General features: G+C 61.2%; 16 protein-coding genes and 1 tRNA gene. 12 read left to right on the top strand and 5 right to left on the bottom strand.

Annotation, left to right across the window (positions count from 1 at the left end):
• On the top strand, window positions 1-73 hold a 73-nt coding region (locus ACTQWD_RS08205; RefSeq protein ID WP_441537142.1), incomplete at its 5' end, for an IS3 family transposase.
• Window positions 74-159: 86 nt separating this feature from the next.
• On the opposite strand, the gene trpS is transcribed toward ACTQWD_RS08205, so the two are convergent.
• Both trpS and ACTQWD_RS08195 read right to left on the bottom strand, forming a co-directional pair.
• A complete protein-coding gene (gene trpS, locus ACTQWD_RS08200) occupies window positions 160-1,209 on the bottom strand; it encodes a tryptophan--tRNA ligase (protein WP_441547759.1) in 1,050 nt (349 codons plus the stop codon).
• 159 nt (window positions 1,210-1,368) lie between these two features.
• Window positions 1,369-2,568, bottom strand: coding sequence for a glycosyltransferase family 4 protein (locus tag ACTQWD_RS08195; protein WP_441559722.1), 1,200 nt, complete (start codon window positions 2,566-2,568; stop codon window positions 1,369-1,371).
• A 533-nt stretch (window positions 2,569-3,101) separates the two neighbouring features.
• Here ACTQWD_RS08195 and ACTQWD_RS08190 point away from each other — a divergent pair.
• The 5 genes from ACTQWD_RS08190 to proB all read left to right on the top strand — a co-directional run bounded on the left by ACTQWD_RS08190 (window position 3,102) and on the right by proB (window position 7,653).
• A complete protein-coding gene (locus ACTQWD_RS08190; RefSeq protein ID WP_441559721.1) occupies window positions 3,102-4,040 on the top strand; it encodes a radical SAM protein in 939 nt (312 codons plus the stop codon).
• Window positions 4,041-4,272: 232 nt separating this feature from the next.
• Window positions 4,273-4,345: transfer RNA gene (locus tag ACTQWD_RS08185), tRNA-Ala, on the top strand.
• A 64-nt stretch (window positions 4,346-4,409) separates the two neighbouring features.
• Window positions 4,410-4,856 carry a hypothetical protein gene (locus ACTQWD_RS08180; protein WP_441559720.1) on the top strand — a complete coding sequence of 149 codons (447 nt, stop codon included), beginning with the start codon at window positions 4,410-4,412 and terminating at the stop codon, window positions 4,854-4,856.
• Window positions 4,857-4,940: 84 nt separating this feature from the next.
• Window positions 4,941-6,446: a nicotinate phosphoribosyltransferase gene (locus ACTQWD_RS08175; RefSeq protein ID WP_441559719.1), complete on the top strand. Its 1,506-nt coding sequence runs from the start codon at window positions 4,941-4,943 to the stop codon at window positions 6,444-6,446.
• A 79-nt stretch (window positions 6,447-6,525) separates the two neighbouring features.
• Window positions 6,526-7,653 (top strand): glutamate 5-kinase, encoded by a 1,128-nt coding sequence (gene proB / locus ACTQWD_RS08170; RefSeq protein WP_441054043.1) that lies wholly within the window; start codon window positions 6,526-6,528, stop codon window positions 7,651-7,653.
• 100 nt (window positions 7,654-7,753) lie between these two features.
• On the opposite strand, the gene ACTQWD_RS08165 is transcribed toward proB, so the two are convergent.
• Complete coding sequence (locus ACTQWD_RS08165) at window positions 7,754-9,172, bottom strand: alpha/beta fold hydrolase (protein ID WP_441559718.1); 1,419 nt, start codon at window positions 9,170-9,172, stop codon at window positions 7,754-7,756.
• 113 nt (window positions 9,173-9,285) lie between these two features.
• Between ACTQWD_RS08165 and ACTQWD_RS08160 the strand changes: the two genes are divergently transcribed.
• The gene (locus tag ACTQWD_RS08160) at window positions 9,286-10,572 is read left to right on the top strand and encodes a glutamate-5-semialdehyde dehydrogenase (RefSeq protein ID WP_441537165.1); all 1,287 of its coding nucleotides are present in this window, start codon (window positions 9,286-9,288) and stop codon (window positions 10,570-10,572) included.
• Window positions 10,573-10,743: 171 nt separating this feature from the next.
• Window positions 10,744-11,343 (top strand): HD domain-containing protein, encoded by a 600-nt coding sequence (locus tag ACTQWD_RS08155; RefSeq protein ID WP_441063065.1) that lies wholly within the window; start codon window positions 10,744-10,746, stop codon window positions 11,341-11,343.
• Window positions 11,344-11,513: 170 nt separating this feature from the next.
• Here ACTQWD_RS08155 and ACTQWD_RS08150 read toward each other — a convergent pair whose 3' ends face one another.
• Both ACTQWD_RS08150 and ACTQWD_RS08145 read right to left on the bottom strand, forming a co-directional pair.
• Window positions 11,514-12,272, bottom strand: coding sequence for a transposase (locus tag ACTQWD_RS08150; protein ID WP_441559717.1), 759 nt, complete (start codon window positions 12,270-12,272; stop codon window positions 11,514-11,516).
• A 355-nt stretch (window positions 12,273-12,627) separates the two neighbouring features.
• Window positions 12,628-13,113, bottom strand: coding sequence for a CarD family transcriptional regulator (locus tag ACTQWD_RS08145; protein ID WP_427727935.1), 486 nt, complete (start codon window positions 13,111-13,113; stop codon window positions 12,628-12,630).
• 342 nt (window positions 13,114-13,455) lie between these two features.
• On the opposite strand from ACTQWD_RS08145, the gene argS reads away from it, so the two are divergent.
• The 4 genes from argS to ACTQWD_RS08125 all read left to right on the top strand — a co-directional run bounded on the left by argS (window position 13,456) and on the right by ACTQWD_RS08125 (window position 20,885).
• Window positions 13,456-15,309 (top strand): arginine--tRNA ligase, encoded by a 1,854-nt coding sequence (gene argS / locus ACTQWD_RS08140; protein ID WP_427727932.1) that lies wholly within the window; start codon window positions 13,456-13,458, stop codon window positions 15,307-15,309.
• Between the two features lie 980 nt (window positions 15,310-16,289).
• The gene (rho, locus tag ACTQWD_RS08135) at window positions 16,290-18,668 is read left to right on the top strand and encodes a transcription termination factor Rho (protein WP_441559716.1); all 2,379 of its coding nucleotides are present in this window, start codon (window positions 16,290-16,292) and stop codon (window positions 18,666-18,668) included.
• A gap of 312 nt (window positions 18,669-18,980) precedes the next feature.
• Window positions 18,981-20,429, top strand: coding sequence for a hypothetical protein (locus tag ACTQWD_RS08130; RefSeq protein ID WP_441559715.1), 1,449 nt, complete (start codon window positions 18,981-18,983; stop codon window positions 20,427-20,429).
• 6 nt (window positions 20,430-20,435) lie between these two features.
• Window positions 20,436-20,885 carry a VanZ family protein gene (locus tag ACTQWD_RS08125; RefSeq protein WP_441559714.1) on the top strand — a complete coding sequence of 150 codons (450 nt, stop codon included), beginning with the start codon at window positions 20,436-20,438 and terminating at the stop codon, window positions 20,883-20,885.
• Window positions 20,886-21,032 lie beyond the last annotated feature (147 nt).

Genomic DNA, 21,032 nt, shown 5'->3' with positions numbered 1-21,032 from the left:
CACGCGGCGCAGGCAGGTAAGATTGAAGGGCCTGACGCCGGAGGAGTTCCGGAACCGGGCCCTTGCGGCGTAGTCGCTATTTATTCAGTCCAAGTTTCGGGGCGCAGTTCATTGTGCCAATCGCGGCGGTTTAGTTTGAGTGTTGTTTATTGCTCTCGACTAGTACACCATGCCCATGGCGTCCCGAACCTCTGCCAGCGTCTGCTCGGCAATCTCGTTGGCGCGACGGTTGCCCTCGTGCAGGACGTCCTTCACATAGTCCAGGTCGTTCTCGTAGCGCTGGCGACGCTCGCGGATCGGTGCGAAGTACCCGTTGACGGCCTCGGTCACGTACTTCTTGAGTTGGCCGGAGCCACCCATGCCAATCTCCTCGGCAATCTCGACCTCGGAACGGCCGGTGCAGATGGCGGCGGTCGAAAGCAGGCCGGACACGCCGGGGCGGTTCTCGGGATCGAACGTAATCATGCGCTCGGAGTCGGTCTGGCTCTTCTTGATGCGCTTGGCCGTCTCCTCGGCGGTCATCGAGATATTGATGGCGTTGCCGTAGCTCTTGCTCATCTTGCGGCCGTCCAGGCCGGGCAGCAGCGGGGTCTCGGACAGCAGCGCGTCGACCTCGGGGAACACCTTGCCGTAGCGGTTGTTAAAGCGGCGGGCGATGGTACGGGTGAGCTCGATGTGCGGCAGCTGGTCGCGACCGACGGGCACAACGTTACCCTTGCAGAACAGGATGTCGCAGGCCTGGTGTACCGGATAGGTGAGCAGAAGGCCGGTGAGCTCGTGGCCCGAGGCCTCCATCTCGGCCTTGACGGTGGGGTTGCGCGCCAGCTCGGCCTCGGAGACCAGCGACAGGAACGGCAGCATGAGCTGGTTGGCGGCGGGCACGGCGGAGTGCGTGTAGATCATGGTCTTGTCGGGGTCGATACCGCAGGCAAGGTAGTCCATGACCATGTTATACACGTTGTCCTGGATGTGCTCGGTGGTGTCGCGGTCGGTGATGACCTGATAGTCGGCAATGAGCACGTTGGTCTTGGCGCCCATATTCTGCAACTCCACGCGGCCCTTGAGGGTGCCAAAGTAGTGGCCTAGGTGCAGACGGCCGGTGGGGCGGTCGCCGGTAAGCATGGTGAACTTCTCGGGCGTCTTGGCCAGGCCCTCGCGAATGGCATTGCTCTTTTGCAGCGCGACTTCGTAGCTGTTTTCATTTGGCATGATTGCTCCTAACGTATGTTCATGGGTCAAGATGATAACGCGTTTATTGAGAGGGGCGGGCGAAAGTGGGCAAGGGGGTGGTAAGGCGAGGCATGCGTGGTGGTCGAGGCGTGGTCACGAGCGGCCGACGGTAAGCAGAGCGACCTTCTGCAGCAAACCTTAATGCCTGTGGTGGCGCTCTCCCTTACGCTCCTCGGCCGCTTGCTCCTCCTGCTTAAAGGCGGGGTCGTCGGGGGTTATCAGCTCGTCTTCGTGCGTGCGCTTGTTGTAATGGTGGCGTAGCACGGGCTCAAACAGGTGCAGGTGCTTGGCGAAGGCTGCCGAGCCAATGCCAAGGACGGTAAAGATGAGCACGCGCATGGGGACTTCGACCTGGTTGATGGCGGCCGCACCGGCCGAAAGCAGGACACACCAGGCATAGATAAGCAGCACAGCCTGCTTCTGGTTATAGCCCTCTTGAATGAGGCGGTGGTGGATGTGGCCTTTGTCGGCCTGCCCAATGCTAATGTGGGCGCGCTTGCGGCGCACGATGGCGCTAAACGTGTCGATGATGGGCACACCGGCAACGATGAGCGGAATGATAAGCGAGGTGAGCGCGGCGGTGCGGCTCACATTAAGCAGCGAAATGGAACCAAGCGCAAAGCCCAGCAGCAGCGACCCCGAGTCGCCCAGAAAGATGCTCGCGGGGTTGAAGTTATAGCGCAAGAAGGCCAGGCAGGCGCCAAACAACGCGATGGAGAGCGCGGCGGCATCGATGCGGCCCGAGAGAACGGCCATCGAGAACATCGTGAACGATGCGATGCCGCAGATGCCTGTGGCCAGGCCGTCAAGGCCGTCGATGAGGTTGATGATATTGGTGAACGCCACCAGGTAGACCACGGTGATGGGATAGGCAAGCCAGCCGAGCATGATCTCGCCGGGGGCAACCGGGTTGACGATGACGCCGATTTTTAGTCCACCCACGCAGGCGATGAGCGCGGCGAGGACCTGGCCGGCGAGCTTTTGCTTGGGCCTAAGCTGGAAGACGTCGTCGATCGCGCCGGTCGCAAAAATGACGGTAAAAGAAAGCGCCAGCATGGGGTAGCTAATGTGCAGGCGCGGATGCGGGACCAAGACGGGCGGCCAGCCCAGATGCCAGGTGCCCATAATCTGAACGATGCAGGCAACGACCAGGCCCAAAAAGACCGCCGTGCCGCCCATGCGCGGGATGGGCTTCGTGTTGATGCGGCGCTTGGAAGGATAGTCGACGGCGTCGAGCTTGATTGCCAGGCGCTTGACCAGGGGCACCGCAAGGAAGGTCGTGATAAAGGCCGCGACCGCCACGCAAAGGTACGGTATGAAGCTCGTGGATGAAGCCATGTATCAAAAACCGCCAAGCGTCGAAGGAAAAGGTCAAAGGATGCCATGCCGCAAAGGGTATAGCTGACCCATGATACTCGACCAAAGGGGGTGCGGGGAATCGCGCCGATCGATAATCACGCGCTTACCAGATATTGGGATGGTGGCGAGGCTCTGCCGAGTGCCGTTGGGTGTCATACGGGATCTGCGATGGCAATTTTTGGCAAAATCGGCAAAAGAAAACCACCCCCCACGTTACGAAAATGAACCCACCTAAAACAGGTGGGTGCCCTCATCGACCGTTCCAGCGTCCTTAACAACGAAGGATACCTGTACTACGTACGACTGTGTGGGCTCCCTAAATAAACGCGACGGTTCACCCAGTTGCTCCGCGGGGGGCGGAATACCTATATCATAAAGCGGCACTTTATCGATTCCAGTCTTGACATTACAAAATTCGTGTCGGACGATTACGGCGCCTTGGGCTCGAGCCGTCTGCGCGGTTGGTCCTTTTGCGTTTGAGCTGCTGAATCGTTGTTTTGGAGCATGTTTTTATGCCGACGTCGTTGACCGAACTTTTTTCGCCTGCCTGCCATTTGTGTCCGCGCCGTTGCGGTGCGGCGCGCGATGAGGGTGCGCGCGGCGTATGCGGTGCTAACGACACACTCAAGGTGGCCCGTGCGGCGCTTCATATGTGGGAGGAGCCGCCTATCTCGGGCGAGGCCGGTTCGGGCACGATTTTCTTTAGCGGCTGCTCGCTCAAATGCGTCTATTGCCAGAACCACGAGATCTCGACGGGCAATTTTGGGATTGAAATTTCGCCCGAGCGCCTGGTCGAGATTATGTTGGAGCTGCAGGACCAGGGTGCAAACAATATTAACCTGGTGACGGCGACGCACTACGCGCACCTGCTGCCGGCTGCGATTGCCGCGGCACGGGCGCGCGGGCTGGTTGTTCCAATCGTCTACAACACAAGCGGTTATGAGCGCGCGAGTGCCGTGGCGGCGCTCGGCGATCTGGTCGATGTGTGGCTAACCGACTTTAAATATGCCGATGCGGGGCTTGCGCAGTCGCTCTCTCATATTCAGGACTACCCGCGTGTGGCCGTGTCGGGTTTGGCGCAAATGGCGCGCGAGATTGAGCGCCGTGGGGGAGAGCTGGTGGACGAGGACGGGCTCATGAAGCGCGGCATGATCGTGCGTCACCTGGTGTTGCCGGGGCATGCGGACGATTCGTGTCGCGTGCTAGACCTGGTGTGGCAGACGGTGGGTGATGTGCCGATCTCGGTCATGAACCAGTACACGCCCAACGCGCTCATGCGCGAGCAGGGCGGCGACTTGGCGCGAGCCGTGACGCGCGAGGAGTACGAGCGGGTGCTCGACCATGCCGACGACCTGGGCTTTACGACGATGTTCTGGCAAGAGGGCGGCGCGGTAGACGAGAGCTTTACCCCAGCGTTCGACACCACTGGCGTCCTCACCAGCGCAAAGTAGCTCTTTTGAGCAGTCTTTTTGGGACGGGGCTATTTTAGCTGCCCCTGCCGTTAATCGTCCAAATCGTTTTCGCTATCTGCCTGGGTAGCTAAAATAGCCCCGTCCCAAAAAGACTGCTCCCGGTGGGGGTCGAGCTACCATCCGAAAAGTAGTCAAAAAAGCCCCGTCCCAAAAAGACTGGTTATTGGGCGTTGACAGCTGGCGAGCCGTAGGTAAAATATCAACTTGTCCTGGGGACGTAGCTCAGTTGGGAGAGCGCTGCCGTCGCATGGCAGAGGCCGAGGGTTCGACTCCCTTCGTCTCCACCCTTGGATTTGATAAGCCGTCGACATTGTGTCGGCGGCTTTTTTTGAAAGAAAGGGCTGCACCATGGCCGAGCTTGATTCCCAACCATTGTCCGACGAGGAGCGCGCCGAGTTGGAAGAGCTCCGCGCCGAGAAGGCCCGCCGCGAGGCCCAGGAAGAGGCCCGTCGCGAGCGTGAGGAGCTGGCCGCCCTGCGCGCCGAGCATGCGAAGGCCGAGGAGGCTGCCGCGAGCGCCGCATCCGAGCGCAAGCCCGCGCCCGCTGCTGCGAAGCCTGCGCCTGCTGCACCCAAGCCTCAGCCTAAGAAAGCCGCCCGCCCCAAGCCCGCCGAGCCCAAGCCGAGCCGTGATGAGATGACGTTTGCCCAGCGCATGGTCACTTCTAAGGAGCCCACGGCCGAGGGCGAGATCCCCGGTATGGCCCCGGCTCAAAAGATCATCATCGCGCTCGCCTTGGTCGCGTTTGTCGTCTTTATGGGCTACACGATCATGACCAGCATGGGCCTGCTCTAACCGATTTGCATCGGGCGTCATGTCCGCATGCTCTGCTCTCGTCCAACCCTCAACCTCTGCACAACGCATCCGAAAGGTCGCCCCATGGCTTTGACCGACATCTCGCATCCCACCGACATCGCAATGCTCACCGATCTGTACGAGCTCACTATGGCCCAGGGCCTGTGGGAGAGCGGCAAGGCCAATGAGCAGGGCTGTTTTACCGCGTTTTACCGTGACCATCCGTTTGGCAGCGCCTACGCCGTTATGTGCGGCACCGCCGAGCTGCCCGAGCTGGTCGAGAACCTTCGCTTTACGCCCGAGGATATCGACTACCTCGCATCGCTTCAGGCCCCGGCCGGCGGCGCGATGTTCAAGCCCGAATTCCTCGACTACCTGCGCGATTTTCGTGCGCATGTAAACATCGACGCCGTCCCCGAGGGCGAGCTCGTCTTTCCGCGCGAGCCCATGGTGCGCGTCACCGGCCCCGCGCTGGAGTGCCAGCTGCTCGAGACGGCGCTGCTCAACATCGTCGGCTTCCAGACGCTTGTCGCCACCAAGACGGCGCGCGTGGTGCTGGCGGCGGACGGCCGTCCCGTGGCCGAGTTTGGCCTGCGCCGCGCCCAGGGTCCCGATGGTGGTCTGGCCGTCGCGCGCGCGAGCTACGTTGCCGGCTGTTCCTCTACGTCCAATGTGCTCGCCGGTCGCCGCTACGGTATTCCCGTCTTTGGCACGCATGCGCACAGCTGGGTGATGAGCTTCGATTCCGAGCTCGAGGCTTTCCGTGCCTTTGCCAAGTCGAGCCCCAAGAACTGCACGCTGCTCATCGACACTTATGATGTGCGCGAGGGCTGCGAGCATGCCATTACGGTTGCCAAGGAGATGGAGGCGGCGGGCGAGCGTCTGTCGGCCATTCGCATCGACTCCGGCGACCTGGCCAAACTCTCCAAGTATGTCCGCGGCCGTTTCGATGCCGAGGGCCTGCCCTATGTGGGGATCTCGGTTTCCAACGATCTGGATGAATACACGATTCAGTCGCTGCTTGACCAGGGTGCGCCCATCGATAGCTTTGGCGTGGGCACCAAGCTTGCGACCTGCTACGACCAACCGGCGCTGGGCGGCGTGTACAAGCTTTCCGCCCGCCGTGCGAGTGAGGCGGACCCGTGGACGCCGGTGGTCAAGCTCTCCGAGCAGCCCTACAAGCGCACGATTCCGGGCGTGCAGCGCGTGCGCCGCTATTACGACGGCTTTGGCGGCCCGGTCTGCGACATGATCTATGACGAGGACCATCTGGCGGGGGAGGGCGCCGCGCGCGGCAATACCCTCGTGGCCGTGAACGATGCCGCCCTGGTGACCGACGTGTCCGAGCTTGAGTATCGCGAGCTGCTGGCGCCGATCGTGCGCGACGGCAGCGCTGTTGCCCCGCGCGAGAGCATCGAGGCCGCACGCGAGCGTTGCGCTTGGGCGCTGGACCATCTGGATCCGGTCTACAAGCGCTTCCTGTACCCGCAGACCTATGTGGTGGGCATGGAGCTGGGCCTGGCGCAGGTGCGTGACGAGCTCGTGCGCAAGAATATGGCCGCGGCTTCTGCCTTCCCCTGGGCTCGCTAATTTTCTTGGGTGTAGGGTGGAATTACGTTCCCTCGGCCGTCAGCTCGCCCGAACCCTCAACAGTTGATTGGTTTGACGTATGACGACTTCTTATAAAACAATGGTGGTAAAGATCGGTTCGTCCACGGTGGTGGGCGCCGATGGCAAGGTCAACCGCGCCTTTATCGGCGGGCTCGCCGATCAGGCTGCTGCCCTGCGCAAGCTCGGCTGGCGTCTGGTCGTGGTGAGTTCGGGCGCCATTGCCTGTGGCTATCCCGTGCTGGGCTTTGACCGCAAACCGGTCGGTGACCTGCCGAGCCTGCAGGCCTGCGCCTCGGCCGGTCAGTGCATCATCTCGTCGGCCTACGACGAGGAGTTCCATGCGCGCGACCTGCTTACCTCGCTCGTGCTGCTCACGCGTCACGACACGGCCCGTCGCACGTCCTATCTGCACGCGCGCGACGCGCTGCTGCGTCTGGTGGAACTGGGCGTGGTGCCGGTCGTTAACGAGAACGACACCGTTACCGTCGACGAGATCAAGTTTGGCGACAACGACACGCTGGCGGCGCTTGTGGGCTGCCTGGTTTCTGCCGACCTGTGCGTGACGCTCTCGGACATCGATGGCCTCTATACCGCCAATCCGCACGAGGACCCCACGGCCGAGTTCGTTCCGGTCGTGCATAGGATCGATGCCAAGATCATCGCCTCGGCGGGCGATTCTTCCACATCGGTTGGCACAGGCGGCATGATTACCAAGATCCGCGCGAGCCGCATCCTGATGACGGCGGGCATTCAGAGCGTGATTTGCTCGGGCGAGGAGCCCGATGCGCTCGTGCGCCTTGCCCGCGGCGAGAGCGTGGGCACGCTGTTCGATCCGCCGGCGGAGCGCCTGGACATTGCGCCTCGCAAGCTGTGGATTGCACTGGGCGACAAGGCGCATGGCTCGGTGACGGTCGATGACGGCGCCGCGAAGGCGCTGGTCAGCCGCGGTTCTTCCCTGCTTGCGGTGGGTATTCGCAAGGTCGATGGCACGTTTGCCGAGGGCGATGTGCTCGACGTGTGCGATCCGAGCGGTATGGTCGTCGCCCGCGGTATCGCCGAGGCCGATTCGGACGTGCTGGAGCTTGCGGCCGGACGCCGCCAGGACCAGATTGCCGGCAACCGCTTGCTGGCAGACTTGGCCGAAAAGCCCGCGATACACCGAGACAACTTGATCGTCTTTGCATAAAGAAAGACAGCGCTGCGGATCGTTTCCCGCAGCGCTGTCTTTCTCGTGCCGGCACTTGGAGGCGTTTCTTATGTGCCGGCTGATGGGGGACACTCCTATGCTAGAAGATCTGGCGCAGGTCTCCGCGGTTGAGGGCCTCGTCGAAGAGGTGCTTGAACACCATGCTGCCGTGCAGGCCGTCGTGCTCGAACTCGTTCGTCACCCAGGCATGTGAGTTGCCCACGCGGCTGAGCGTGTCGAGCTGCAGGCCCGAATCCACGTACATGTCGTCGAAATACACCGCGGCTTGGAGCGGCACCTCGTTGCAGGCCAGGCGCTGCGGGTCGTAGATCTTGTCCCAGCTGGTGTCTTCCATCAGCAGGTCCATGGCGGGCTTGAAGGGCTTGAGCTCGGGCATCTGCTCAAACATCCACGGGAACATGGCCTCGCCGGTAAACATGAGTGGGCGCGCGAGGGTGTCGAACTCGGCACGATGGGCCTTTTCCTCGGCGGCTGCCCAGCCAATGGGCATCGTGTCGCCATCGGCGTAGATGAACTCCTGCAGCGTCCAGTACAGCGGATTCGTGCGCGTGTTGGTGCGCTCGAAGGCGCGCATCAAAAAGCTGTCTGATACCGAGGAGCCGCAGCTCAGCGTACCGTCGCCATTAACAAACGCGTGGTCGATAATCCAGTGCATGCGCTCAAAGCTCGGCTTCATGCCAAAGTCGCTGCCCATGAGCTGCAGGCGCTCGACCGTCATCGGCGAGCCGTCGGGCAGTACGGGCTTTTGCTCCTCGAGGGCATCTGCCAGGGCCGCCACGCGCTCGACGTCGGTGGGGTAGCGGTCGTAATACTGCTGAGTCTTGGCCGCCATACGCGGGAAGGTGTGCGCGTAGACCTCGCTGGCACTCGCCGCTACGTGCGGAATGCCGCCGCAGGTAAAGCTCGCCGCCACGCCCTCGGGGAAGAGCGACAGATAGCTCAACGTCAAAAAGCCGCCGTAGCTCTGGCCGAGTGTGGCCCAGGGCTTGCCGCCAAAGCCCACCAGGCGCAGGTACTCAAAGTCGCGCACGATGGAGCTGGCGAGGTGGCGCTTGAGGAAGTCCGCCTGCGAGCGGGCCGCATCGGAGCCTGCCGCCTCGGCGCGCTCGCCCAGTGCGGCAATCGTGCGCCCGTCTACACAGCTGCTGCGCCCGGTACCGCGCTGGTCGGGCAGGACGACGCGGAAGTGCTTGACGGCCTCCTCGATCCAGCCGTCGCTTGTGGGCGACAGCGGACGCGGGCCCTCGCCGCCGGGGCCGCCCTGCAAAAAGAGGAGGAGTGGCAGGTCGTCGTTGATACGGTCGGGAGCGCAAACCACGCGGTAGAAAAGCTTGATGCTCTCGGGTGCGCCGGCGATGGGCGCCGGCATGGCGCCGCGGCGCATGGTACTGCCGAAGGCCAAAAGCATTGGCTCCAGGCCGCGCCAATCCAAGGGGACGTCGATGCTGTGGTCCTCGACATAGAGGCCGGGGACGTGGTACGAAGTGATGAGGGCCATGCGGTACTTCCGTTCGTTGCGGTGTTTCGGGTTGACCAATTCTACCGCCGCCAGCGAGGATGCGCACAAATCGGCTACCATGGTTGGCAAACTTCTAAGAGAAAGGGCCGCCCATGTCGGTCGATATAGCCACGTATGTCCACGATCTTGCCGTTGCCGCCAAGGCAGCGTCGGCCTCGCTTGCCACGGCGAGCGACGAGCAGCGCCAGGAGGCCGTGCGCGCCATGGCCGCGGCGCTGCGCGATGGCGTCGATTCCATCGTCGCCGCCAACGAGCTCGATATGTCCGCTGCGCGCGATGCGGGCACCTCGGCGGGGCTCCTCGACCGTCTGCTGCTGACGCCCGAGCGCGTCGAGGGCATGGCCGCCGGCCTGGAGAAGCTCGCTGAGCTGCCCGATCCTGTCGGCCGCGTGCTCGACCACCGCGTACTTGCAAGTGGTGTGGACCTCACCCGCGTGAGCGTGCCGCTGGGCCTGGTCGCCATGGTCTATGAGGCGCGTCCCAACGTGACGGCCGATGCCGCGGGCATCTGCATCCGCACCGGCAACGCCTGCATTCTGCGCGGCGGTTCGCTGGCCTATCACTCGTGCGCCATGATTGCCGAACTGCTGGCCGATGCGCTCGAGGCCAAGGGTTTCCCGCGCGAGGCTATCTCGATGATCGAGTCCACCGATCGCGAGGCCACCGGCGAGCTCATGAAGCTTCGCGGCATCGTCGACGTGCTTATTCCGCGTGGCGGCGCGGGCCTGATCCAGCGCTGCGTGCGCGAGTCGCTTGTGCCGGTTATCGAGACGGGCACGGGAAACTGCCACATCTACGTGCATGAGTCGGCCGACTTTGATAAAGCGCTCAACATTATCGTCAATGCTAAGACCCAGCGCGTGGGTGTGTGCAACGCCGCCGAGTCGCTGCTTGTGGACCGCGTCGTGGCAGATTCGTTTTTGCCGGCGGTCGTGGCCGTGCTGCACGACCACGGCGTGCTGATTCACGGCGACGGGGCCGCGTGTGCCGCATGCGCCGCCGCCGGTCTTGCCGAGGGCGACGACTACGTGGCCGCGACCGAGGAGGACTGGGGCCGCGAGTACCTGGCGCTCGAGATGAGCGTAAAGGTCGTGGCGAACGAGGACGAGGCCATCGCGCACATCAACCGCTATGGCACTATGCATTCCGAGGCCATCATCGCCGAGGACGCGGACGCCTGCGAGCGCTTTTTGGATGAGATCGATGCCTCGGCCGTGTATGCCAACGCCAGCACGCGCTTTACCGACGGCGGCGAGTTTGGCCTGGGCGCCGAGATCGGCATTTCGACCCAAAAGCTCCACGCCCGCGGCCCCTTTGCCGCCGAGGCCCTCACCACCTACAAATACAAGCTCCGCGGCACCGGCCAGGTCCGCCCCTAAACCTACCAAAAAGGGACAGGTTTATTTTGGCAGGTTTTATCTGCGGTTTTGCCGGGCGACGCGTTCGCCCGGCTTTTTTCTCCGTATGCCTTTTCTGCCTTTCGGCTTGAGCCGCGGCGATATACGATAGTGGCACCGTGTCCTAGCACCGACTCACCTGGAGGTATTGTCATGTCCCAGACGCTTTCCGCCGGAATCACCCGCGACCGTGCGTTCGAATTGCTCAACGAGCACAACAAGGACCCGTTCCACATCACCCACGGCGAAACGGTCGAGGGCACCATGCGCTACTTTGCGCGCGAGTTCGACCCCGAGAACGAGGAGTTTTGGGGGATCGTCGGCCTGCTGCACGACTTGGATTGGGAGGAGCATGAGGACGACCCCGTGAACCACACCATCTATGCGGCCGAGATCCTCAAGGGCGAGGGTGCATCGCCCGAGCTCATCCGCGCCATCCAGACGCATACCTCGGACTTCAATACCTCGCTGCCCAAGCCCGAGCTGCAGATGGAAAAGATCCTGTTTGCCTGCGACGAACTTACCGGCCTGATTGGGGCTGCCGTGATCATGCGTCCGAGCAAGAGCGTCATGGACTTTACGACCAAGTCGCTCAAGAAGAAGTTCAAGGACAAGCGCTTTGCCGCCGGCTGCTCGCGCGACGTGATTTCGCAGGGCGCCGAGATGCTGGGCTGGGAGCTCCCCGAGCTTTTCGACCGCACCATCGCGGCCATGCAGTCCTTCGCGCCCGACCGCGACACCTTCCAGGCCTAACCTGCCAAAAAGGGACAGGTTTATTTTGGTAGGTTTTATCTGGGAAAACGCTCCCGTTGAACGTTATTCAGCGGAAGCGTTTTCTTTTTGACCTGGTGACGTTGGCGAATGGCGGCGCCTCGCGGCAGGCAGCTGCGCTTCGCCGTACCCGTAACTCGGCAAACGCGACGTTAGGACGCGTTCTTGATAATCCATGTTCCGAGTCCTGTCAGCAGCTGAACCTGCTTAACGGTTAGCCCTTGTTTTCGAAGCGCGAGAATCGCCTCATTGCGAAGTGGCTTGGAGACGGATTTGAGTTCCGTCGGAGCGCATCCTGCGACACTCTGCACGATTACCGTGCCAAATTCGCATAGATCTTCCTCGCGAACCTTGGCTGTTGCGCTGGGGCGATAGGGAAGCGACGGCGCACTTTCCATGAGCTGAAGGTATGAGCGAGGCGTTGGGAATAAAACACCGACAACGCTGCCGGTGACATGCGGCCGTGACCTGGCGCTCATTAGATACTCGCGATGGCTGCTCCAGGGATATTCGTCGTATGCCGCCAGTCCTGCTTTTTGTGGATTCAGATGAATGTATCGAATTGCCTCAAGTAAATATGCTTCCGACTTAATGGGCGAATCCCAAAACCGCTCCTGAAACACGTGGCCGACATGCCCCGTCCGCGCATTGTACCTGCCCGCATACGATACGGCTACCGCGTGCATCGCGTCGCTTTTTCGGTCGTCCGGGTCGTCGATGAGCAGATGAATATGGTTTCCCATAAGGCACCAAGCGATAAGCTCGATATTGTGTTTGGGGAGGATTGCATCGAGGATCTGAAGCATGGCGATTCGGTCCTCGGCATCGTCAAACAGCAATTGCCCTCCGTTTCCACGCAACGTGACGTGGAAATAACCGGTTGGTGACTTTGAACGAGGTTTTCTCGGCATGGCCCCTCCTTTAGCTTGGATGGGCTGAAGATACCTCATTCGGAGGCTTCGGTTGTCGAGATTCAGTTTACCGACTATAGCTGCTACCTGCCGAAATGTTATTGCGTTTTCAAATTGATGCTTTTTAATGGTAATTGAGCAAGACGGGTGCGCTTGTTGCGGATACGGGCGTTGGTTGCGTCGATCTGGACGGCCCTCGCGTGATGTCATCACAAATGGGCTTCACGCATTTTCGCGGCGATAGAAAAATGGCCGGGTCTTACAAACAAAACGGAGCACCCGACCATTTACCAATTGTTCGTTGACGTTTGGCCAGATAAAACCTGCCAAAATAAACCTGTCCCTTTTTGGCAGGTTAGTTGAGGGCGGCTTGGGATAGGCGGGCTTCGGCGTCTTCCTCGGTGACGCCCAGGGCCACGGCAATCTCCTCGATGGAGCGGCGCTTGGCTTCCTTGAGTACGCGCATGTAGTAAGAGCTGGGCTTTTTATCTGCTTCTTCGGCCTGGCGAATACGGTGCATCATTGTTTTTGCCACGCGGACCGTCTCGGGCGCACCCAGCTTGAGCTGCTGCTTAAAGTGCGTCTCCTCGAGCGAGCTGTTGCGCTCGGTAAAGGTGTCGCACTCCAGCTCGTCGTAGTGGCTCAGTAGGTGCTCGGCATCTTGCTGGGAGATGGCGGCATGCAGACGGTCGGCCTGCGCCACGGGGTACATGAGGATCGTCTGCGCATGTCCCTGCTTGGTCTCGAGCAACAGCATGGGCTGCGGTGTGTCTTCCCTAAAACCGACGACGGTGCAGACTCCCTGACCCGGATGAATGACGTGTTGACCGATTGAGAACATGCTACCTCCAACTTATACGAATTTACGTATGTCTAGAATACCACGCTGACGTGCAGAAACCCTTACTTTATGCAGGAAAAGCACACAAATCCGATAGGTAAGAGTATTCGATATTCTGAGCTGCCCATGCAGATGTTTATGCATTTTCGGCGGGTGCACAACCAGCAGGCAGACCGCCATCTTTGAATGGCCTTGCGACAACTGTGGTCAATTATGTGCATATGCAATATCGATTGACTTTACCCTGCGACAGTAGTTACCGCTTGTGATAGAGTGCTGCAAACTCTGGCTTTTGCCCTACGAGTGACCAAGAGCTCGGGGGCTTTAACACAAGGAGGATCTATGCCCGAGAAGATTGAAGAGCTGGTACGCGCTGCGCTTGCTGCGGCCCAGGAGGCCGGCGACCTTTCCGCATTTGAACTTGACGATTGCGCTATCGAGCGACCGGCTGACACTTCTCATGGCGAGTGGACCTCCACCATGGCCCTGAAGTCCGCCAAGCTGGCTCACTGCGCCCCGCGCAAGATCGCCGAGGCCGTCGTTGCCCATATGCCCGAGGATCCCGCGATCGAGAAGGTCGAGATCGCCGGCCCTGGCTTCATCAACTTCTACCTCTCCGTCGCCGTCAAGAACGCCATCTTCGGCGAGGCTCGCGAGAAGGGCATGGACTTCGCTAAGTCCAACGTCGGCGGCGGCCTGAAGACCCAGGTCGAGTTTGTCTCCGCCAATCCCGTCGGCCCCATGCATATTGGCCATGGCCGTTGGGCCGCTCTGGGCGACTCCCTCTGCCGTGTTATGGACCATGCCGGTTACGATATCCAGCGTGAGTTCTATATCAACGACCACGGCTCCCAGATGAACACCTTCGGCAACTCCATCAGCACGCGCTATATGCAGCTTGCCGACATCATCGCCAAGCAGGGCGTGGATATCGACGAGGCTCACAAGCTGCTGATTGCCGACCGCGATGCCTTTGTTGCCGACGAGAACGACGAGCATCCCGAGACCCATCCGTATCAGGACAACTTTGCCGAGACTCTGGGCAAGGACTCCTACGGCGGCGACTACATCATCGACGAGGCCGCCGAGTTCTGGCGCACCGACGGTGACAAGTGGGTCGACGCCGATCCGCAGGAGCGTATGGAGAGCTTCCGCGAGCGCGGCTACGTAAAGATGGTCGACAACATGCGTAATCTCTGCCACGCCGTCAACTGCGACTTTGATCGTTGGTTCTCCGAGCGCTCGCTGTACGTGAAGGACACCGAGGGCGAGACCGCCGGCACCTCCGCTGTCGACCGCGCTTTCGAGAAGCTCGACAAGATGGGCTACCTCTACACCAAGGACGGCGCTCTGTGGTTCCGCTCCACCGACCTGGGTGACGACAAGGACCGCGTCCTGATCAAGTCCGACGGCGAGTACACCTACTTCGCCTCCGACGTCGCCTATCACTGGGATAAGTTCCAGCGCGTCGACCACGTCATCGACATCTGGGGCGCCGACCACCATGGCTACATCGACCGCGTCCGCTGTGTCTGCGACGCTCTTGGCTATCCCGGCAAGTTCGAGGTTCTGCTGGGCCAGCTCGTCAACCTGCTGCGCAACGGCAAGCCCGTCCGTATGTCCAAGCGCAAGGGCACCATGGTGACCCTGCAGGAGCTTGTCGACGAGGTCGGTTCCGACGCCGCCCGTTACACGCTCATCTCCAAGAGCTCCAACCAGATGGTCGACTTCGATATCGAGGCCGTTAAGAAGCGTGATAACTCCAACCCGGTCTACTACGTGCAGTACGCTCACGCTCGTGTGTGCTCCATTCTGCGCCGTGCCGCTGACGTTACGCCCGAGCAGGCTGACGAGATGGGCATGAAGGCCGTCGCCGCCAAGGCCATCGGCGAGAACGTCGACTACTCGCTGCTGACCGACCCCACCGAGCTTGCCCTTTCGCGTAAGCTCAACGAGCTCACCGACCTCATTGCCAGCTGTGCTCGCGACCGCGCCCCGTTCCGCCTGACGCACTTTGCCGAGGAGCTCGCCGGCGACTTCCACAGCTTCTATGCTGCCTGCCAGGTGCTTCCGAGCGAGGGCCGTCCCGTCGATCCCGAGCTTTCGCGCGCCCGTCTGGCCGCTTGCGACGCCGTCCGCGTGACGCTCGCCCTGGTGCTCACTCTGGTTGGCGTTTCTGCACCCGAGCAGATGTAATCTACGGGTCGTTTGATCGTGTAGGTTTGGCTTTGCTGAGCCCTATAAGCCCGATCTCCATGCGGAGGTCGGGCTTTTTGCGTTTGGCGGGGCTTTTTGGCGTGTTGGAAAATGCTACAAAAACGCAACTATACCGGTTTACGGGGCTGAATCGCTGCCTGGCGACCATAGCAACAGCAGCGAAAATAAAATCGCAGGTAGACGGCTTGCCGAATATTAAAAATGCAGGGTATGGTTGGCTTACGCCGTTCTTGCACCGTAATCCGCGATCGTTTTGAAAACGACCCCTTGGGGACGGAGGAAAACGGATCATTTTTGTCCGGTGGGAGAGCGGTGCGAAACCGTCCGCCACGAAACGGGCTTATCTACTACGTTTAGTCGCATACCCCGAACCATGCCGAAAAGTACGATATTAAAACCGCAGGTAGCGGGCTTGCGATTTTAGGAAGATCGAGGGGATGGTCAGGGGTCGCGGGACAAACGTAGTAGATAGGCGCGTTTCGTGGCGCGGCTATTCCGGATGCCACGGCTTCACTCCTCTGGTGCGACAGAGGAAGCGCTTTTGAGGGAGAGTGTCCCTTTTGACCAGTTGTATAAGAACGTCTAATGACTAAGTTGCAGGTGGTGGCGGTTGTGTTACACTAACGCTGCGTATTTGACGCAATCATCTCGATACAGATCAATGATGTCCGTTGTGTTTTGAACGGAGCTAGACTGTTTAGCCGCCCTGAAGGTTTATGCAGGGAGCATGTGATCACAGGGCTTTAAAAGAAAGTTGAGCAAACACTGTGTCTGATCAACAGCAAGAAAATGAAATAAGCACGGCACAAACCACTCCCACTGCACCGGTTGCGTTGGACCAGATCGCGAAACCCGTACCGTCGCAGGCGTCGGTCCCCGAGACACACCAGAACGCTGCCTCGGCTTCGAGTGAGAACCCTGTTCCCGTCGCACCTGCTACCGGGGAGGAGGCTGCGCCCGTGAAGCCCAAGCGCACTCGTCGTGTGGCCAAGCCCGCTGCGGATGGCGATGAGGCTGCAAAGCCTAAACGCCGCACCACGCGCACGACGCGTGCCAAGCGTCCGGTTTCCGCCGAGGTTTCGGCGCCGCTTTCAGATGAGGTTGCGCAGGCCCGCGCGCTTGCGCAGATCAGCGAAGCCCAAGTTGTTCGTGCTCGCCGTCGTGCCGCCGAGCGCGATGCCGCGGCTCTGACCGAACTCGCGGCTTCGTCCGCCCCCGAGGCGCCTTCGGCTCTGGCTCCCGAGCAGGTAGCAGAAAAGCCGGCTCCGCGCACGCGCCGTCGCACGGCGGCCAAGGTCCAGCAGGCTGCCGAGCAGGCTTCGTCCGATGCCGCCGAGACCTCGGTTCGCTCTGCGGCGGGGGAGGACGCTTCCTCTGCTGAGTCTGTCGTGTCTGCCGAGGCCGGCGGTGCATTTGTCGTCGATCCTGCTTTGCGCCCTCATCGCCGCGGCCGCAAGCCCAAGGCATTTGTCGAGGCGGAGAAGGCGGCCGCTGCCGCGGCTTCTGTCCAAGATGCCCCGGCGTTCGTCGAGCCTACAGCGGCTGTCGTGGTTTCGGCCGAGGGTGCTGATGTTCCTGAGGTCGCTGTTTCTGCCGCTGCCGAGTCTGCCGACGTTCGTCCCGGGCGCAGCCGTCACACCACAGCCAAACGCCCAGCTAAGGCAGAGGCGAAGTCCGGCGCCGAATCTGCGGTAGCTGAGTCTACCGAGGCGAGTGTCGACACGACTCCCGAGACGGAGGGTACCGATCGGTCGGCAGGCGAGAAGCCCAAGCGCACGCGCAAGAAATCTTCCAAGACCAAGTCTGCCGAACAGCAGGGGGATGCTGAGCAACAGCCCGAGTCCGACGCTAAGTCGGACGGCGAGACCTCGGCGACCGCCGATGCGCCCACGACGCCTGCCGTCGAGAGCGCTGAGGCCGAAGAGGGTTCCCGCCCCAACCGCCGTCAGCACAAGCGCAACGATGAGCGCAGCGAGCGCAAGGACGATCGTGGCAACGACCGCCGCAGCCGTCAGCGCGACCGCAAACAGCGCAATAAGGAGCGCAACGCAGCTCCGACCGAGCCCACGCTTTCGCGCGAGGAGCTCGCGGCCATGAAGGTCGCCGAGCTGCGCGAGAAGGCCAAGGAGTTCGAGATCGAGACGACCGGCAAGAAGAAGGCCGAGCTCGTCGAAGAGATCTACACCACAGCCGCGAAGGCCGAGGGCTTCCGCGATATTAAGGGCATCCTGCAGATTCGCCCGGACAGCTCCGGCATCATCCATGCCCACGGCTACATGAAGTCCAATGACGACGCCTTCGTGCCCGCCTACCTCATCCGCTCCGCGCGTCTGCGCACGGGCGACGTGATCGAGGGTTCGCTTCGTCCCTCGCGCGGCGGCGACAAGCGTGCCGGTCTCGCCAAAATTACGACCGTCAACGGTATGGACCCCGAGCAGATTCGCAATCGCCCCAAGTTTGGCGACCTCACGCCGGTCTACCCCAATGAGCCGCTGCGCATGGAGCATGGCAAGGATTCCATTACCGGTCGCGCCATCGATATCGTGTCGCCGATCGGCAAGGGCCAGCGTGGCCTGATCGTGTCACCGCCCAAGGCCGGTAAGACCACGATTCTCAAGAAGATCTGCCAGTCTATCTCGATCAACAATCCCGAGGTGCACCTCATCTGCCTGCTCGTCGACGAGCGCCCCGAAGAGGTCACCGATATGCAGCGCTCCATTGAGGGCGAGGTCGTGGCCTCCACCTTCGATATGCCCGCCGACAACCATACCCGCGTGGCCGAGCTCGTCATCGAGCGCGCCAAGCGCATCGTGGAGTTGGGCGGCGACGTCGTGGTGGTTCTCGACTCCATCACGCGTCTTGCCCGTGCGTACAACCTGGCGGCGCCCGCCTCGGGCCGCATCCTTTCGGGCGGCGTCGATTCGGCGGCCCTGTATCCGCCCAAGCGCTTCCTGGGTGCTGCTCGCAATATCGAAAACGGCGGCTCACTCACCATCCTTGCTTCCGCCCTTATCGATACCGGCTCCAAGATGGACGAGGTCATCTTTGAGGAGTTCAAGGGCACCGGCAACATGGAGCTCAAGCTCGATCGCGATCTGGCCGACCGCCGTATCTTCCCGGCCATCGACCCCGTTGCCTCCGGTACGCGCAACGAGGACCTGTTGGTCGACGAGCAGATGCGCCCATTTGTCTTTGGCCTGCGCCGCATCCTCGCCGGCATGAATAACACCGAGCGCGCGGCAGCGTCGTTTATCAAGGGCCTCAAGGGCACCAATACCAACCAGGAGTTCCTGGTGCGTTCGGCCAAAAAGCACAGCGATTACGAGCAGATGTTCTAGTCCGTCCGCTGCACGCGACAGCAACCATAGACATGCCAGAAGGGCCGGGGTTTAGATCCTGGCCCTTTTCGTATAGCCGCTCGCCAACGATTATTGACCTCACGACCGGCAAGCAGCGATTTTCCCGTTTCAATTCCGCTTCGTCGCTTGCAATCCCCAAGGGGGTTTCGCATAATAGCAGTTAAGCTTCGCGACGGAAAACGCAGATGAAACGAACCATATACCGTTGCTTTGGGGCATAGCCCCGCTTCATCTTCTCTCGCGCAGCCAACTGAATGATGCGATTTGGGTGCTGGAAGATGGGGAGAGCTCATGGCTTCTTCTGATGCAACACAACGAGCAGTCCTTGCCGGACTTTCCTGCGGGATCGGCCTTGCCGCACCCGTGGTCGTGTATGCCGCTACACTGCCGTTTTCGTCAATCAACGAGACGGTCGTCGCGGGTGCTGTTCCCTTTGCCGTGGGCGCAGTGGCCGGCGTGGGTATCTATGCCGCCTCGCTGGGTATCTCTGAGTATCGTGCGGAGCACGATGGCCGCCTGTTTGAGCCCGATGCCGTGGGCGGCGCCGCTCAGTTTAGTCGGACCTACAACGAGTTCAAGACCGCCTCTATTCCCGTTCAGCAGGAGGAGGCTGCTCCCCGGGCTGCTGCTCCTGTCACTTTGGACGAGCAGGGTCAATCCTCTTCGCTTCTCTCCGGTCTGACCGGCGCGTTTCAGCGCCGTCATGCCGATGATGGCGTTCCGACCATTGCCCGTGCCGCCAACGCCATGGACGAGGCCGATGCCTGGGCTATGATCGATAGCATGCTCGACGACGATTCGCCGGTTAGCTGCGATCCCGCTCGCTCGCGCGATGTCTATCAGGTCGCAATTGACGAGCTCACAAACGGTGGGCAGACCGGCTCCTATAACCGCGACGACATCGCTGCTGCCGCACGTGCCGTCTCGGGCTCTCATGCCGCCCCTGCGGGCAGCACTGCAGCTTTCGTGGCGCTTGTGGCCAACGCTGCCAACAATGCCGCCTATAACGGTGCTTCGTCGGCTGCGTACGCCTCTGCCGCGGCGGCCGCTTCGACCGGCCAGCAGGGCGCAGCTCAGCCGGCTCCTGTTGCCGACCCCTTTGCCGATGAGCCCCTGGTTGTCGACGAGGAGACCATCGCCGCTCGTCGTGCTGCCGAAAGCTCGCTTTGGGGCGCTTCGGCCCAAATGCAGGCCGCGGAGGCGGTGCCGTACAACGCCAAGCTCGCCAGCATGCCCATCATTTCCGATGCCAAGGGTGTGGATCTCGCCGATTTGGACGAGCCCGCCGCCATCACCGCCTCTATCGATGCCCAGAATCGCGTGGATACCGACAGTCTCCCCGATGCCTCCCTCGAGGAAGATATCCCCATGGCCGATTATTCGGGCCACGAGGACATGTGGGCCGCCGCTATGGCGATCATGGCCGAGGTTGCCGAGCCCGCTCCCGCGCCGATGCCCACGCCTGCGGCCTCACCTGTGTCTGTTGCTCCCGTCTATGTCGGCCGCCACAGCTCCGTGTTTCCCGAGGATACCGCGCGTATCTCGCGCGAGAGTATCGAGCGCGCCGAGGCTATCGCCGCCGGCGTTATGGAAAACCGTCGCCACGAGCGCGTCAATCAGATCCTTGAGGAAGAGATCGAGCGCCTGCAGTCCTCTACCGCCAAGCGTACGGGCCGTGTCTATTTGAGCGTTATCGAGGGCGGTACCGCCAGTTTTACGCCGCTTCGTGCCGAGGCCTAGTTCTGCATGATTAAGATCGATCGTAAGTGGGCGGTTGCGGCCTGCGCCATGGTGTTGCTGATCTGGGGCAATTCACTGGTTCCCGGCACGGGGTCTAGCTCACTGAGCTTGGCGATCATGGAGGACGTCCGCGGGTTTTTGCATAGCTTGAGCCTGCCGTATGAATGGGTGACCAACTTTGTCGTCCGCAAGTGCGCACACTTTACCGAGTATATGGTGCTCGGTGTTTTGGTGACACATGCCTTTGATATCGAGGGTCGACGCACTTTTGACAGACTGCTTCCCATGGTGGTTTTTCTGCTGCTGGTCCCCTCAATCGACGAGACGATTCAGTTATTTGTGCCGGGGCGCGCCGGCATGATCACCGACGTGATGATTGACTGCTGCGGAGCGGCTACCGGCGTCGTGCTCCGATATCTCCTCCGATCGCTTGTATGCACCAAAAAGGCCGCCTAGGATGTTTTGCTTGGTCCTAGACGGCCTTGTGCGTTTGGCTTATAGGACAAAATGTGTGTCCACGTTGGGGGCATCGGCGCAGGTCGATGCCCCTTTTTCAGCCGTTTAAATTCCGTGCCCGCTTTTAACCGCTCGGACAGAATGTGT

This window comes from Collinsella sp. LCP19S3_B6 (genome assembly GCF_052121815.1).
In the GTDB taxonomy this organism is placed as follows: Bacteria; Actinomycetota; Coriobacteriia; order Coriobacteriales; family Coriobacteriaceae; genus Collinsella.
Note: the sequence above shows the minus strand (reverse complement) of the source record. Positions and strands in the feature narration are given on the sequence as shown.